The 13,843-nt window shown below is 71.6% G+C and carries 9 protein-coding genes; 2 read left to right on the top strand and 7 right to left on the bottom strand.

Annotated features, from left to right (window positions below):
• Positions 1-71 precede the first annotated feature (71 nt).
• The 6 genes from AB0K21_RS11520 to AB0K21_RS11545 form a co-directional block, all read right to left on the bottom strand.
• Entirely contained in the window at positions 72-1,070 is a 999-nt protein-coding gene (locus AB0K21_RS11520) for an acyl-CoA dehydrogenase family protein (protein ID WP_343966474.1), read from the bottom strand.
• A complete protein-coding gene (locus AB0K21_RS11525) occupies positions 1,067-2,212 on the bottom strand; it encodes an acyl-CoA dehydrogenase family protein (protein WP_343966477.1) in 1,146 nt (381 codons plus the stop codon). Before AB0K21_RS11525 ends, AB0K21_RS11520 begins: the two co-directional genes overlap by 4 nt.
• A 289-nt stretch (positions 2,213-2,501) precedes the next feature.
• Complete coding sequence (locus AB0K21_RS11530; RefSeq protein ID WP_364149374.1) at positions 2,502-4,235, bottom strand: serine protease; 1,734 nt, start codon at positions 4,233-4,235, stop codon at positions 2,502-2,504.
• A gap of 348 nt (positions 4,236-4,583) precedes the next feature.
• A complete protein-coding gene (locus AB0K21_RS11535) occupies positions 4,584-5,351 on the bottom strand; it encodes an ABC transporter ATP-binding protein (RefSeq protein ID WP_343966484.1) in 768 nt (255 codons plus the stop codon).
• 1 nt (position 5,352) lies between these two features.
• Positions 5,353-8,064, bottom strand: coding sequence for an ATP-binding cassette domain-containing protein (locus AB0K21_RS11540; protein WP_364149376.1), 2,712 nt, complete (start codon positions 8,062-8,064; stop codon positions 5,353-5,355).
• 199 nt (positions 8,065-8,263) lie between these two features.
• Entirely contained in the window at positions 8,264-9,520 is a 1,257-nt protein-coding gene (locus tag AB0K21_RS11545) for an ABC transporter substrate-binding protein (protein WP_343966489.1), read from the bottom strand.
• 270 nt (positions 9,521-9,790) lie between these two features.
• On the opposite strand from AB0K21_RS11545, the gene AB0K21_RS11550 reads away from it, so the two are divergent.
• A complete protein-coding gene (locus tag AB0K21_RS11550) occupies positions 9,791-10,894 on the top strand; it encodes an alcohol dehydrogenase catalytic domain-containing protein (RefSeq protein WP_343966492.1) in 1,104 nt (367 codons plus the stop codon).
• A 43-nt stretch (positions 10,895-10,937) separates the two neighbouring features.
• On the opposite strand, the gene AB0K21_RS11555 is transcribed toward AB0K21_RS11550, so the two are convergent.
• Complete coding sequence (locus tag AB0K21_RS11555; RefSeq protein WP_343966494.1) at positions 10,938-13,172, bottom strand: MMPL family transporter; 2,235 nt, start codon at positions 13,170-13,172, stop codon at positions 10,938-10,940.
• Between the two features lie 126 nt (positions 13,173-13,298).
• Here AB0K21_RS11555 and AB0K21_RS11560 point away from each other — a divergent pair, with 126 nt between their 5' ends.
• On the top strand, positions 13,299-13,832 hold the full coding sequence (locus tag AB0K21_RS11560) for a TetR family transcriptional regulator (protein WP_343966496.1): 534 nt from the start codon (positions 13,299-13,301) through the stop codon (positions 13,830-13,832).
• Positions 13,833-13,843 lie beyond the last annotated feature (11 nt).

The raw sequence follows: 13,843 nt of genomic DNA on the forward strand, positions 1-13,843 counted from the left end.
CCTCGGTGGCCGCGGGGGAGGCGCGCTCCCGGGTGACCGGCGCCGCCCGTGACCGGCCGGGACTTCCCTGCTCACGGCCACCTCACCGGTCCGGCGGAACCGAGGATCTCGGCTCTCAGCCGGGAGCGGTGCAGAGCGATGCCGCCGTAGGCGGCGGAGAGGGACCACACCCGGGCGAGCCACAGGTGCAGGTCGAGCTCCTCGGTGTAGCCGATCGCGCCGTGCACCTGAAGCGCGGTCCTGGCGGCCAGCTCGGCGGCCTCTCCCGCGGCGGCCTTGGCCGCGGCGACGTCCCGGCCGGCGGTCGGCAGCTCCCTGTCCACCGCGAAGGCCGCGGCGTAGACCAGCGGCGCGGCGAACTCGACGGCCACCGCCACGTCGGCGAGCAGGTGCTTGACCGCCTGGAAGGACCCGATCCGGACACCGAACTGCCTGCGGGTCAGCGCGTGGCCGACGCTCGTCTCCAGCAGATGCCTGGCCGCCCCGACCAGCTGGGCGGCGACCGCCACGGTGACCGCGCGGACCGCGGGGGCCACCGGGGCCGTGAGCCGGGTCACACCGTCGGACCCCACACCGGATTCCGCGTCGAAGTCCACCGCGAACAGCCTTCTGCTCCGATCGACCCCCGGCTGGGGCGTGAGCCGCGCCCGCCCCGGCGTCACCGCGTACGGGACACCGTCGCGCTCGACGACCAGCAGGTCCGCCAGGTCCGCGTCGGGAGAGTAGACCTGGTCACCGATGCGCACGCTCACCCGCAGCGAGCCCGCGGCGAGCTTGCCCAGCACCGGGTCGCCGGCCAGCAGCACGGGGGCCGCCACCGCCGTCTCGGCCACCGGGCCGGGGAGCGCGACCCTGCCCGTCTCCTCGAAGGCGAGCACCGCGTCGAGGAGTCCCAGCCCGAGGCCGTCGTGTTCCTCGGGGACCAGCAGCCCGAACAGTCCGATCTCGGCGAGTCGTGACCAGGCGGGGGTCCGCTCCGTCCGCGCGGCCCGAGCCGGGCAGTGCGCGGCGAGTACCTCCCTGACCGTGGCGGCCAGTGCGAGCTGGTCATCGGTGAAGGCGAAGTTCATCGTGGAAGCCCCAGGACGCGTTCGGCGATGATGTTGCGCTGGATCTCGTTGGTGCCCGCGTAGATCGGTCCGGCCAGGGAGAACAGGAAGCCGTCCAGCCAGCGCCCGCCGTCCTCGGCCTCGGGGGCAGCGCCGTCCAGAAGGCCGCGCTCGCCGAGTAGCCGCAGGGCGAGGGTGTGCATGCGCACGTCCAGTTCGGACCAGAAGACCTTGCCCATGCTGGAGGCGGAGCCGATCTCCTCCCCGGCCGCCAGACGGCGGGCGGTGCCGAAGGTGTGCAGGCGGTAGGCCTCGGCGTCCAGCCAGGCGCGGGCGACCTGATCGGCCAGGGCGGGATCGACGCCACCCGAGCGGGCCAGCCGGACCAGCCGGTCGGCCGTGGCCGTGAACCGGCCGGGGCTGCGCAGGGTGAGGCCCCGCTCCGAGGAGGTGGTCGCCATCGCGATCCGCCAGCCCTCGCCGGGGGCACCGAGCACCAGGTCGTCGGGGACCTCGACGCCGTCGAAGAACAGTTCGGCGAACCCGTGCTCGCCGTCGAGCTGGGCGATGGGCCGTACGGTGACATCGGCCAGCGGGAACATGAAGTAGGTCAGGCCCCGGTGCCTGGCCGAGGCGGGATCGGTCCGGAACAGGCCGAAGCCCCAGCCCGCGTAGCAGGCCCGGGAGCTCCAGGTCTTCTGCCCGTACAGCCGCCAGCCGCCCTCCACCCGCTCCGCGCGGGACCGCAGGGCGGCCAGGTCACTGCCCGCCTCGGGCTCGGACCAGGCCTGCGCCCAGACCTCGTCGGCCCTGGCCATCGCGGGCAGGAAACGCTCCCGCTGCTCCGCCGTGCCGTACGAGAAGATCGTGGGGGCCAGCAGGAAGATGCCGTTCTGGCCGACCCTGCCGGGGGCGCCCGCCGCCCAGTACTCCTCCTCGAAGATCAGCCACTCGACCAGGCTCGCCCCCCGCCCGCCGTACTCGACGGGCCAGGAGACCACCGACAGCCTGTCGGCCGCGAGCAGGCGCTCCCACTCGCGATGCGCCTCGAAGCCCTCCCTCGTGTCCATCGAGGGCAGCGGGGCGGCCGGGACATGCCTGGCCAGCCAGTCCCGCACCTCGGCCCGGAATTCCCGCTCCGCGGGAGTGAAGTCCAGATCCACTACACCAACCTAGCGCACGCTTGGGTAGGCGTACAGCGGGCCGTACCGCGAAAGGCCCGGAGCGGTGGTCCGCTCCGGGCCTCGGCACCCGAACGCCGCCCCTCGCCCGAAGGGCGGCATTCGGGTGATCGCCCGGCGTCACCCGTCCGAACGCCGCCGCCTGGACGCCGTTGTCCGGACGCCGTTGGCCGGACGACCGTCCGGCGCGTTCGGGCAGGTGACCCCGATTCCGCCCGGGCGAGCGCCGCCGGCGCTCCCCAGGGATGCGGCTCCACCCGGGCGGACGTACTCAGCGCTGCTCGGGCGGGCGCTGCCCCATGTTCCGGCGCAGCTGCTCCAGCTCCGCCTCCAGACCTGCGATCCGGGTGTTCGCCCCGGGTCCCTGAGCCCCCTGCTGGGGCTGCGGCTGGCCGTACGGCGACTGCGGGCGGACCGCCCGGGTCTCCCCCTGCCCCGCCGGGAGCGGGTAGGGCGGCCGCTGCTGGTACTGCTGCGGCGCACCGTACGGCTGCCCCTGCTGGCCGTACTGCGGCTGGCCGTACGGTGGCTGGCCGCCCTGCAACTGCGCCGGGTAGCCGGGCTGCCCCCCGTACGGAGCGGGCGGGAAGGCGGCCGGTCCCCCGCTACGGCGCTTGCCCCTGGCGACCGCGACGATCGTGCCGATCACGAACGCGGCGACCAGGCCGCCGCCGCCCCAGAGCAGCCACGGCAGGATCGGGGTGCCGCTCTCGTCCTTGCCCGCGGTGATGGCCTGCTGGGAGTCGCTGATGTACTTGGCGACGTACGGGTGGTTCGGCTGCAGTGCCTGCACCTCGCGGAACTTGGGCAGCGCGTCGGAATATCTGTTCTGGAAGAACAGGTCGAGCGCCTCGTTGTAGGCCTTCGTGGTCGTCGACTCGGCCGGCTTGATGTTCTTCTCGTTCAGCTTCTCCTTGACGATGCTGACCGGCAGCACGAAGCTCTCACCCTCGGTGGAACCGCCGTCCTGCTGGATCAGGCCGCCGACCAGGATGCCGATGACCTTGCCGTCCTTGCTGAACACCGGACCGCCGGAGTTGCCCGGATAGGAGGGCGCCTGGGTCTGGATGTACGGCACCCCCTCGGGGGTCTGGCGGCTGGCGTTGTAGGGGCCCTCGGTGAACGCCGGGTCGAGCTTGGACTCAAGGTTGAAGATCGAGGTCTGCGTCACGGTGCCGGGGAACCCGCTGATGTAGAGGGTGTCGCCGACGCGCACGTCCGAGTCCTCGCCCAGCGGCACGGTCGGCAGGTTGTTCTGCCCGTTGGCCTTGAGGATCGCGACGTCCTTGCCCGGGTAGACCGTGCCCTTGGCGACCAGCTCGATCGGCACCGTCTTGGTGGTCTTGTCGACACCGCCGCCCGGCAGGCTCTGCAGCAGCGAAAGCGAGCTCTGGACATTGCGGATCTTGATGTTGTCCGCGTTCCAGACCTGGAAGATCTTCGTCGCGGTCCGGAGGATCTCCTCGTCGGAGGCGATGTCGCCGAGGCTGGCGACCAGGTCCGCGGCGTCCTTCTCATTGATCTTCGTCAGCGCCTGGGCCGCGAAGGTCTGGGCCAGCTCGGTGTCCTCCTGGCCGACGCAGTGCGCCGCGGTCACCATGTAGCCGTCCGGCGTGACCCACCAGCCGGTGCACAGCCCGCCCGCCGTCGCCTCGACGACCCGCTCCTGCCCGCCGGGCGAGAAGTAGCGACCCGGGTCCTTGGCCATCTGCTGCACGACCCAGCGGTAGATGCTGTTCTCGTCGGAGGAGATCTTGCCGCTCTGCACGGCGTTGATCCCCTGCTGGGTCAGGGTCCTGATCGCCTCCAGGTTCGCCTCGGGCGTCGGCACGGCCACGTCCGCCGTGTAGGACACCGAGGTCAGCTGGACGGACGGGTGCGTCCTGGCGGCCAGCCACGTCCCGACGGGGACGTCGACCTCTTTGGGTTTGGCCACCGCTGTACCCGGCAGTGCCAGTGTGCTCGCCAGCACCAGGCCCGCGACGGCGCTGATTCTTCCCCACATCTTCGTACTCTCCCCAAAACTTGCTTCCCGAGGCGAGAGCATGACGGGGACCACTTGGGGAGTACTTGGAAGCCACTGGTAGATCGCCGGGAGCGTCCGACGACGTGCTGGAACCCTCCCGGCGCGCAAAAGGGCGGGACGGCCCCGCGCCGGTAAGCGATCAAGGTATGGGTGAGTATATGCCCACAACGGCGAGTGCCGAATCCGGATGCGGCGCGCGGCCCCCGATCACCCCGGAATCCCACCCGCGCCGCGCCCGACGAGTGCGGACGAACACCTCCCGGCCGAGGCCGGCGGATCCCGTCGAAGGCGCCGCGGTCGGCCGGACGTTCATCCGCATCCTCACTGTCAGCCGAGGTAGGCGGCACGGACCACGGGATCCTCGCGGATCTCGGCGGGGGCGCCCGAGGCGATGACGTGGCCGAGATCGAGGACGACGAGACGGTCGCAGGTGCCCATCACGAATCCCATGTCATGTTCCACCAGCAGGATCGTCGTCTCCAACGCCCCGATGACCTCCTCGATGCGAGCGGTCTGGTCGGCGTCGAGACCGGACGTGGGCTCGTCGAGCAGCAGCAGGGACGGCGCGTCCGCGAGGGCGCGGGCCAGCTCGACCAGGCGTCGCGCCCCGGCGGGCAGTGCCGCCGCGTAGGCGTCGCGCAGCCCGTTCAGCCCGCAGAGCTCCAGTACCTCGTCCACCCGCTCCCCTCGTGCCCGCTCCAGCCTCCGGCGCCCCCGCCAGCCGACCAGGTCGGCAGGGAGCCCGCCTCCCCCGCCTCTCCACTCCATCGCGGCCAGCACGTTGTCCGCCACGGTCAGCCGGCCGAACACCTGGGTCCGCTGGAAGGTGCGGCGCAGCCCGGCACGCGCCCGCCGCACCGCCGAAGTCCCCGTGCTCTCGCGGCCCGTCACCGAGACGGAGCCCGAGGTCGGCCGGCGCAGTCCGGAGATCACGTCGAACAGCGTGGTCTTACCCGCCCCGTTGGGCCCGATCACCCCGCAGACCTGGCCCGCCGGCACCTCGAAGGAGACGTCGGTGAGCGCGTGGACGCCCCCGAAGGAGACCGATACGGCCTCGACCCGCAACGCCGCGCTCATCACCACTCCGTCTCCCATGTCACGACACCCCCAGATAGGCGGCGGTGAGCCTGGCGTCGTCCACCTCGGCCCGGGGGCCGGTCCAGGTGACCCTGCCCAGGCGCATGAACGCGACGGTGTCGGCGAGTTCGAGCACCGAGGTGGCCTTCTCCTCCACCAGGAGCAGCGCGACGCCGCGCTCGCGCAGCTCGGCGAAGACCTCGAAGAGCTGCTCGACGACGAGCGGCGCCAGGCCGAGCGAGGGTTCGTCGGCGATCAGTACCCGAGGCGGCCTGACCAGGGCGGGAGCCAGGGTGAGCAGTTGCTGTTCGCCACCGGAGAGTGCCCCGGCGGCAAGCCCCCGGCGCCTGGCGAGTTGCGGCAGCCGCTCGTAGACGGGACCGGGATCGGCGAGCCAGGTCCGCAGGTTCTCGTCCACGGTCAGCCCGGGGAAGACACCGCGCCCCTCGGGTGCGAGCAGCACGCCTTCCCGCGCGCGGCGGTGGGCGGGCCAGGAGGTCACGTCGGTCCCGTCCAGGACCACCCGCCCCGCCGTCACCCGGAGATCCCCCGCGGCGACCGCGCAGGTGGTGGACTTGCCCGCGCCGTTCGCGCCGAGCAGCGCCACCACCTCTCCCGGCCGTACCGCGAGGTCCACCCCGCGCAGCACCGTGACGTCCCCGTACCCGGCGACCACGCCCTCCAGCCGGAACAGCGCGTCCTCGACGGCCGGTGTCCGCGGCGGCGCGGTGACCGTGAGGCGGCCGGTCCCGTTCGTCGCCTTCACCGCCGGAGCGCCCCCCTCGCGGGCGGGTGTCTCGCGCCGGAGGGCCGCGGCGCGGTCGCCGCGGGTGCGGCGGCGGTGGCGGGCCTCGCCCAGCTGGGCGAGCACCCCGTCCGGATGCCTGGCCAGGATCATCCCGCCGGCCCCGAAGAGGATCGCCCCGACGTGCGCGGAGACGTGCCACCCGGCCAGCAGCTCGGGGAAGATCGCGGCGATCAGCCCGCCGAGCACCGCGCCGCCGATCCTGCGGACGCCCTGCAGGACCACCACGGCCAGCCAGACGAAACCCGAGAAGGCCGGCAGGTCGGTGGCCGTCACCGACCCCTTGGAGATCGCGAACAGCACTCCGCCCAGCCCCGCGATCCCGGAGGCCAGGGCAAAGAGCATGATCTTGGTGCGGGGCGCCGAGATGCCGGAGGTGGTCGCGGCGGCGGGCGCGGAGCGGACGGCCAGGACCGCCCGGCCCGAGGCCGACCGCTCCAGGTTCCGAACCAGGAGCCCGACCAGCCCGATCAGGGCCAGCAGCAGCAGGACCCGTACCCGAGGGTCGGTGGTGTCGGCGAGCCCCAGTCCGATGGCGGGCAGCGGCCAGCCGATCGTGCCGTTGCTGAACTCGTCGATCTGGAAGAGCACCTGGTCGGCGAGGAGGGCGAGGGCGAGCGTGGCCAGGGTGAGGATCCGGCCGCCCAGCCGGAGGGCGGGCAACGCGACGAGCACGCCGACCGCCGTCGCACCGAGTACCCCCAGCAGGATCGCCACCGGCAGGGGCAGACCGGAGGAGAACGCCCAGCCGCAGGTGAGCGCGGCCATCGAGGCGAAGGACGCCTGCGCGAGGTTGACCATGCCGCCGATGCCGGTGACGACCACGAACGAGCAGAAGATCAGCGCGAGGACGAGCCCCTGGGCCACCACGCTCACGTAGAAGTCGTCGGCCGGGCGGGTGAGGGTCCAGGCCAGCAACGCGACCAGGCCGAGCGCCCACGGCAGGCGCCGCCGCCACGGCGGCAGGTCGGCCAGGTGGTCGGGGGGCGGGGCGTCCTCGGCGGCGGACCCCGCGATGCGGTCCCTGGACCGGTTGAGCAGGATCAGCCCGACGAACAGCAGGATCACCGGTACCGCCGTGCGCAGTCCGGTGACGTCCTCGGCGAAGTCCGCGTACCCCGCGACCAGGTTCTGCACCACGCCGAGCCCGAGCCCGGCCGCGAACGTCCACGGGATCGACCTGAGCCGGCCGAACACCGCGGCCGTCGCCGAGACGAACAGCATCACGGTGAACGCGGTGGAGTCCAGGCCCAGGGTCGAGACCGCCAGCACCCCGGCGAGCCCGGCGAGTGTCGAGCTGAGCGTCCAGGCCATGGCCGAGGAGGCGTCGACGTCTATCCCGCGCAGGGTGGCCAGCCCGCGACAGTCCACCGAGGCGCGCATCCTCAGGCCGTACGGCGTGTGCCGCATGAAGACCCACAGCCCCGCGGCGGCCAGTACCGCGAAGGCGAAGGTGATGAGCTGGTCGGAATCGAGATGGACGCCGCCGAAGGCGTAGGTGACCGCCGGGTAGGGGCCCAGGCCGCGCGGCAGCGAGGTCGCGTCGGCACGTGGCAGCCCGAGCGGCTCGGCGACCAGGTCGACGACCAGCAGCCCGAGCGCCGGGAGCGCGATCGTCAGGCCGATGGTCCCGACGATCTGCGCCGTCTCCCCCGCCTGGGCGAGGCCCCGGAACATGACCCTGTGCAGCAGGTAGCCGAGCAGCGGCGCGAAGAGCGCCACCGCGACCGTCCCGGCCGCCCAGGCGGGCAGCCCGAGACCCACGTTGAGTTCGAAGTACAGCAGCGCGGCCAGGAACCCGATGGCCCCGTGAGCGAAGTTGAACACGCCCGTCGCCGCGTAGGACAGGGTCAGCCCCGAGGCCATGACCGCGAAGACGGCTCCGGTGACGAGGCCGCTGAGAATGTAACCAACAAGCTCGGACATAAGGGCCTTCACCCCGGAATTTCGCGCCTGGTTGCTGACTGCTCACGGGTGTGACCCGTTCGCCTGCGGGACCGGTGAGGCCGGCCTTCGCGCGGGCCGGGGCCGCTCCCCGAAGAGGACGACGGCCGGATGGCGGGGGGTGCCCCCGGCTCGCCGCTCACGTGGCCCGCCAGACGCGTGAGCGGCAAGCCCGCGCCCGCTATCTCAGCGGGACGTTGTCGAAGCACTTCATGTTCTTGGCCACCTTGAAGGCGCCCCCCTCCAGCTTGACCAGGGCGCCGCAGCCGTTGGGCTCGGTGTGGTCCTTGGGGTAGCGGATCCGGCCGAAGCCGGGATTCTCGTAGTCGAAGGAGCCGTTGGCCGCGGCCAGGAATCTCTCCCTGGTCAGCTCCTTACCGGTCTGCTCCAGGATCTTGAGGAAGATGTCGGCCGCCCAGTAGCCGATGGCCAGATGCTGGGTGAGCCGGGTCCCCGGTGCGGCCTTCTCCACGTCCGCCCTGAGCTGCGCGATCTCCGGGGCCTGCGACTCGAAGGGCTCGAACATGGGGGCCGCGATCACGCCTTCGAGCGCCTGGGCGATCGCCGGGTCCGCCAGGATCGCGGCGTCGTAGCTGGTCGCGTCGGAGATCAGCCCCTTGTAGCCCGCCTTCTTCAGCGCGCCGTACAGGCCGACGTTGAACTTGGTGCCGGCGATGATCGAGACCACCAGGTCCGGCGGCCCGCCGTCGTCGGAGGTCATGATCTTGTTGACGTACGGGAGCCAGTCGGGCGGCGGGGCCGCGGCGGGCAGACCCGAGTTGAGGCCGACCAGCTCGAAGCCGGCGGCCTCGAAGGACTGCGAGATGGTCTTGCCCCCGTACTTGCTGCCGCTGGAGTCACTCGTCTGGACGTAGACGCTCTTGCCCGCCGAGCCGCCGATGAGCTCGGCCATCTGGTTGCCCCACCAGGTCTGCGAGCCCGCGCCCGGCTGCGGCGCCAGGCAGCCGTTGTAGCCGAAGCCCGTCTTCGTGCCGCACCACTGCGGCCCGGTGGCCCAGCCGAACCACGGCACGCCCTGCTGCTCCAGGAAGGTCGCGCCGCCGAAGTTGGGCGCGTGCACGGGGACCAGTGCGAACACCCTGTCCTTCTGAACCAGCTTCTTGGCCGCCGCGTCGCCCTTGGCCGCGTCCTGGTTGTCGTCCTCGGCCCCGATGAACTCGATGGTGCGTCCGTGCACGCCACCGGCCTCGTTCGCGCGCTGGAACCTGGCCCTGGCCCCGATCTCCGCGTCCTTGGTGGAGTAGCCGCTCGCGCTGGTCTTGGTGAGCACTCCGCCCACCTTGACCGTCGTGGCGGTCACTCCCGCCGCTCCCTCGGAGCCACCGCCCCCCGCGGCCTTCTGCTCGGCCGCGCAGCCGCCTGCGGCGAGCGCCGCCGCGGCCACCAGGCCGATGAGTCGCACTGCCTGCCGTCTCATAGGTCGCTCCCTGCCGTGCCGTGCCGTGCGGCGCGCGCCCGACACAATTTGGCCTAGCGCTCGCTTGGTTTCGTCAGCGTAGATTTGGCATCCGGGGGTGTCAATGGAAGATCACCACACCCTCCACACGGGCCACACACCCCCCGGAAGACGGGAAGAGGCGGGCGGCGGCGTCCCGGCACGGTAGATAACCAAGCAATTGCTTGCTTATAATGCCGCTCCGGGCCAACGCGCGGAGCGCACGGGGCCCTCGGCTCGACGGGAGCGGACATGTTGATGCGTGCGGCCGTACTCACCGGGTTCGGCACGGCGCTGGAGGTACGTGATGTCGAGATCGCCGATCCGGGACCCGGCGAGGTACGGGTACGGATCAAGGCGTCCGGCGTCTGCGGGTCCGACATCAAGGCGCTGGACGGCAAGAGCCCGGTGGTGCGACGACTCCCCTTCGTACTCGGCCACGAGAGCGCCGGGATCGTGGAGAGCACCGGAGCCGGGGTGACCGGCGTCAGACCCGGTGACCATGTGATCATCGCGATGAACGGCGCCTGCGGGCGCTGCCGCAACTGCGGCGCCGGCCGGTTCCACCTGTGCGGCGGCCCCGCCAGGATGGCGGCCATCATGGGCACGATGCGCGACGGCGGCACCCGGATCACCGTGGACGGCGACGGCGCCAGGACGATGATCGGCATCGGCTCGTTCGCCGAGTACGCCGTGGTCAACGAGGCGATGTGCGTGAGGATCGCAGAGGACGCGCCGTTCGACACCATGTGCCTGCTGGCCTGCGGGGTGATCACCGGCGTCGGCGCGGTGCTGAACGTCGCGCGGGTCACCCCCGGCTCCAGCGTGCTGGTGGTCGGCTGCGGCGGGGTCGGGCTGAACGTCGTCCAGGGCGCCGTGCTGGCCGGGGCCACCACCGTCGTCGCCGCGGACGTGGCCGAACAGAAGCTGAAGCTGGCCGAGGAGTTCGGCGCCACCCACACGATCCTCGTCACCGACCTGCCCAAGCAGGTGGGCGAGATCGTCAGGGGCGGCGTGGACTACGCCTTCGACGTGACCGGCGTGGCCGGCGTGCTCGGCGCCGCCCTCGCCTCCACCCAGCCCGGTGGCACGACGGTGATGGTCGGCAGCCCGCCGCAGGGCGAACCGCTCAGCGTCGAGCCGAGCCTGCTGTTCGCCTCCAGACGCCTGATGGGCACCCAGGGCGGCGACGCCGCCCCGATCAGGGACCTGCCCATGCTCGCCGAGCAGTACCTGCGCGGCCGTCTCGACCTCGACCGCCTGGTCAGCGAGCGCCTCCCGCTGGAGGAGATCAACGAGGCGATCCGGCACGTCCGCGAGGGGGCGGTGGCCCGCAGCGTCATCGTCTTCGACTGACCGCGCCGCCCTCGTGCACGATCCCCCCGGCCGCCGCCGCGGCTCAGCCGCGACCGGCGCCGACGAGTTCCCTGCTCGGCTCCTCGTCCTCCTCGTCCTCCTCCTGACCCTCGATGGAGAGGTTCGGCAGCAGACGGTCCAGCCAGGCGGGGCACCACCAGTTGAACCTGCCGAGCAGGACCATGGTCGCCGGGACCAGCAGGCCCCTGATGACCGTGGCGTCCACCGCGATGGCCACCGCCAGGCCGACACCGAAGATCTTTACCATCGGGTCGGGGTAGGCGACGAACGCGACGAAGACCGAGACCATGATCAGAGCGGCGGAAGTGATCACCCGGCCGGTCGACCCCAGCCCCTCGGCCACCGCCCTGCGGTTGTCGCCGTGCCTCAGGTACGCCTGCCGCACGGCGGTGAGCAGGAAGACCTCGTAGTCCATCGACAGGCCGAACAGGATCGCGAACAGCATCAGCGGGATGTAGCTGTCGATCGGCACCGTGAAGAAGAGCGTGCTCAGATAGGAGGCGTCCACATTGACCGGCGGGTCCATGCCGACCAGTCCGCTGCCCAGGCCCAGGGAGAAGACCAGCGAGAGCGCGCCGAACGCGGCCCCGAGCGAGATCAGGTTCATCACCGCGGCCTTGATCGCGACGACCGGCGAACGGAACGCCAGGAGCAGCAGCAGTGCGCTCAGCAGGACCACGACGCCGACGACCAGCGGGGTGCGTGCGGCGATCTTGGAATTGGCGTCGGCCATGCCCGCGACCTCACCGCCCACGTGCACCTTCGCTCCGTCGAGCTCGATCGCGCGGACCGCCTTGACCACCTCCAGCGCCCGGGGGTCGCTGGGGGCGTAGTCGGGGATCGCCTGGACCAGGGCCGCCGTGCCGCGCTCGTTGAGAACCGGGTCACCGACGTGGGCCATCCCTTCGACGTCCGCGACGCTGTCCTTCAGGTTCTGCAATACGGCCGGGACGGGCTTGTCGTCGACGACCGGGGTCTCCAGATCCGCCACCACGACGAGCGGGCCGTTCATGCCGGGCCCGAAACCGGCCTGCAGCAGTTCGTAGGAGCGCCGCGCGTCGGTGCCGCGGTCGCCGTAGCCGTTGTCGAGCGTGCCCAGCTTGAGTCCCAGGGCGGGGGCGGCGAGCGCTCCCAGGAGCACGAGGCTGAGCGCGAGCACGCTCCAGGGACGCCTGGCCACCCAGTTGCCCAGCGAGCCCCAGCCGGAGGAGCCGTGGCTGCCCCGGCGCCCCATGAACGGCAGGCGGAACGCGTTGACCCGGTGCCCGAGCATCCCGAGCAGCGCGGGGACCAGCGTGACGGCGGTGAGCACCGCGCAGACCACCGAGATGCCGGTGATCCAGCCGAGCGTCTGCAGCATGGGGAAGTCGGCGAGCAGGAGCGCGCTGAGCGCGATGATCACCGTGCCGCCGGCGAACACCACCGCACCGCCGGAGCCGGCGACCACCCGGCGGATCGCCTCCTGGGTCGGGACGCCGTCCGCCAGCAGCTTGCGGTGCCTGCTCAGCAGGAAGAGCGCGTAGTCGATACCGACGCCGAGGCCGATCATCGTCGCCAGGATCGGCGCCTGCTTGGGCACGTCCACCAGATGGCCGAGCAGGCCGATCGTGCCGAGCCCGGTCGCGATGCTGACCAGTGCGACGAAGATCGGAATCATCGCGGCGACCAGGGTGCCGAACGCGAACAGCAGGACCAGCAGCGCGCAGACCACTCCGATGATCTCGCTCGTCCCGGTCTTGATCTCCTTGTTCGCCGGGCTCGACGAGCCGGCGGGCACGACCTCCAGGCCCGCCGCCCGCGCGGGCTCGGCCGCCTCGACGAGGAGCTTGGCGGTCTCGGCCGTCTTGGTGGTGTCGTGCCCCTCAAGCTTGACCGCGATGAAACCGATCTCCAGGCTGGGCGCGATCCCGCCCGTCCGGGAGGGAGGGGTCACCTCCACCACGTGCGGGACCTTGCGGATCTGCGCCGCGGCACGTTCCACCGCGCTCTTCCTCGGCTCGGCGAGCAGGGAGCCGTCGGGAGAGTAGAGGACGAGCTGGACCGAACCGCCCATCTCGTAACCGGGGCCGAAACCGTCCTTCAGCAGGTCCATCGCCCGCTGGGCGTCGGTGCCGGGGAGGCTGGTGTCGTTGGTGGCCGGTCCGGGGAACAGCACCGAGCCCGCCATCAGCACTGCCGCGGCGACGACCCACAGCGCCAGCACCGCCTTGCCATGCCGCGCGCACCAACTCCCCAGCCGCCCCAGCAAACCAGACATTCGGTGACCGCCCTATTAAAGTCTGAAATGTGCCTGAAACGCCGTACTGTACGGCCGTACAGAACCTACGATACGAGAGTAGGCGCGCAAATTGGGAAACGCCCCCAATAGCGTGGGATTGAGACGATGACCACACTTGAGCATGGACACGACACGCGCGGCCGGATCCTCGACGCCGCTCGCCGACTGTTCGCCGAGCGCGGCTATGCGGCGACCTCGCTGGCCGACATCGCCGCGGCCGTCGGCCTGACGAAGACCGCCGTCGCCTACCACTTCCACCCCAAGGACCGGCTGGCCGCCGAACTGCTCGCCCCCGCCGCCGAGGACATCATGGTCCTGATCGAGAGCGACTTCGACGACGACCGCGCCTTCGTCGAGGCCCTGGTGACCTTCGTGGTCAGGTACCGGGCGATCATCCGGCTGATCATGGAGGACCTCGGCGGCGCCGACGACGCGCCACCCGGCTCCCCCGGCGAGATCATCCGTGCCTTCCGTGACGAGATCTACCACCGGCTGGCCGGACCCGACCCCGATCCCGACCGCCGGGTCTGGGCCTGGGCCCTGCTGGGGTCGCTGCAGTACGGGGTGGTCAAGACGATCGACCTTCCCCAGGAGGATGTCAGGAAGATCCTGCTGACCACCATCCTGGCCACCATCTGACCACTGCCTCG

Source organism: Streptosporangium sp. NPDC049248, assembly GCF_040678965.1.
In the GTDB taxonomy this organism is placed as follows: Bacteria; Actinomycetota; Actinomycetes; order Streptosporangiales; family Streptosporangiaceae; genus Streptosporangium; species Streptosporangium fukuiense.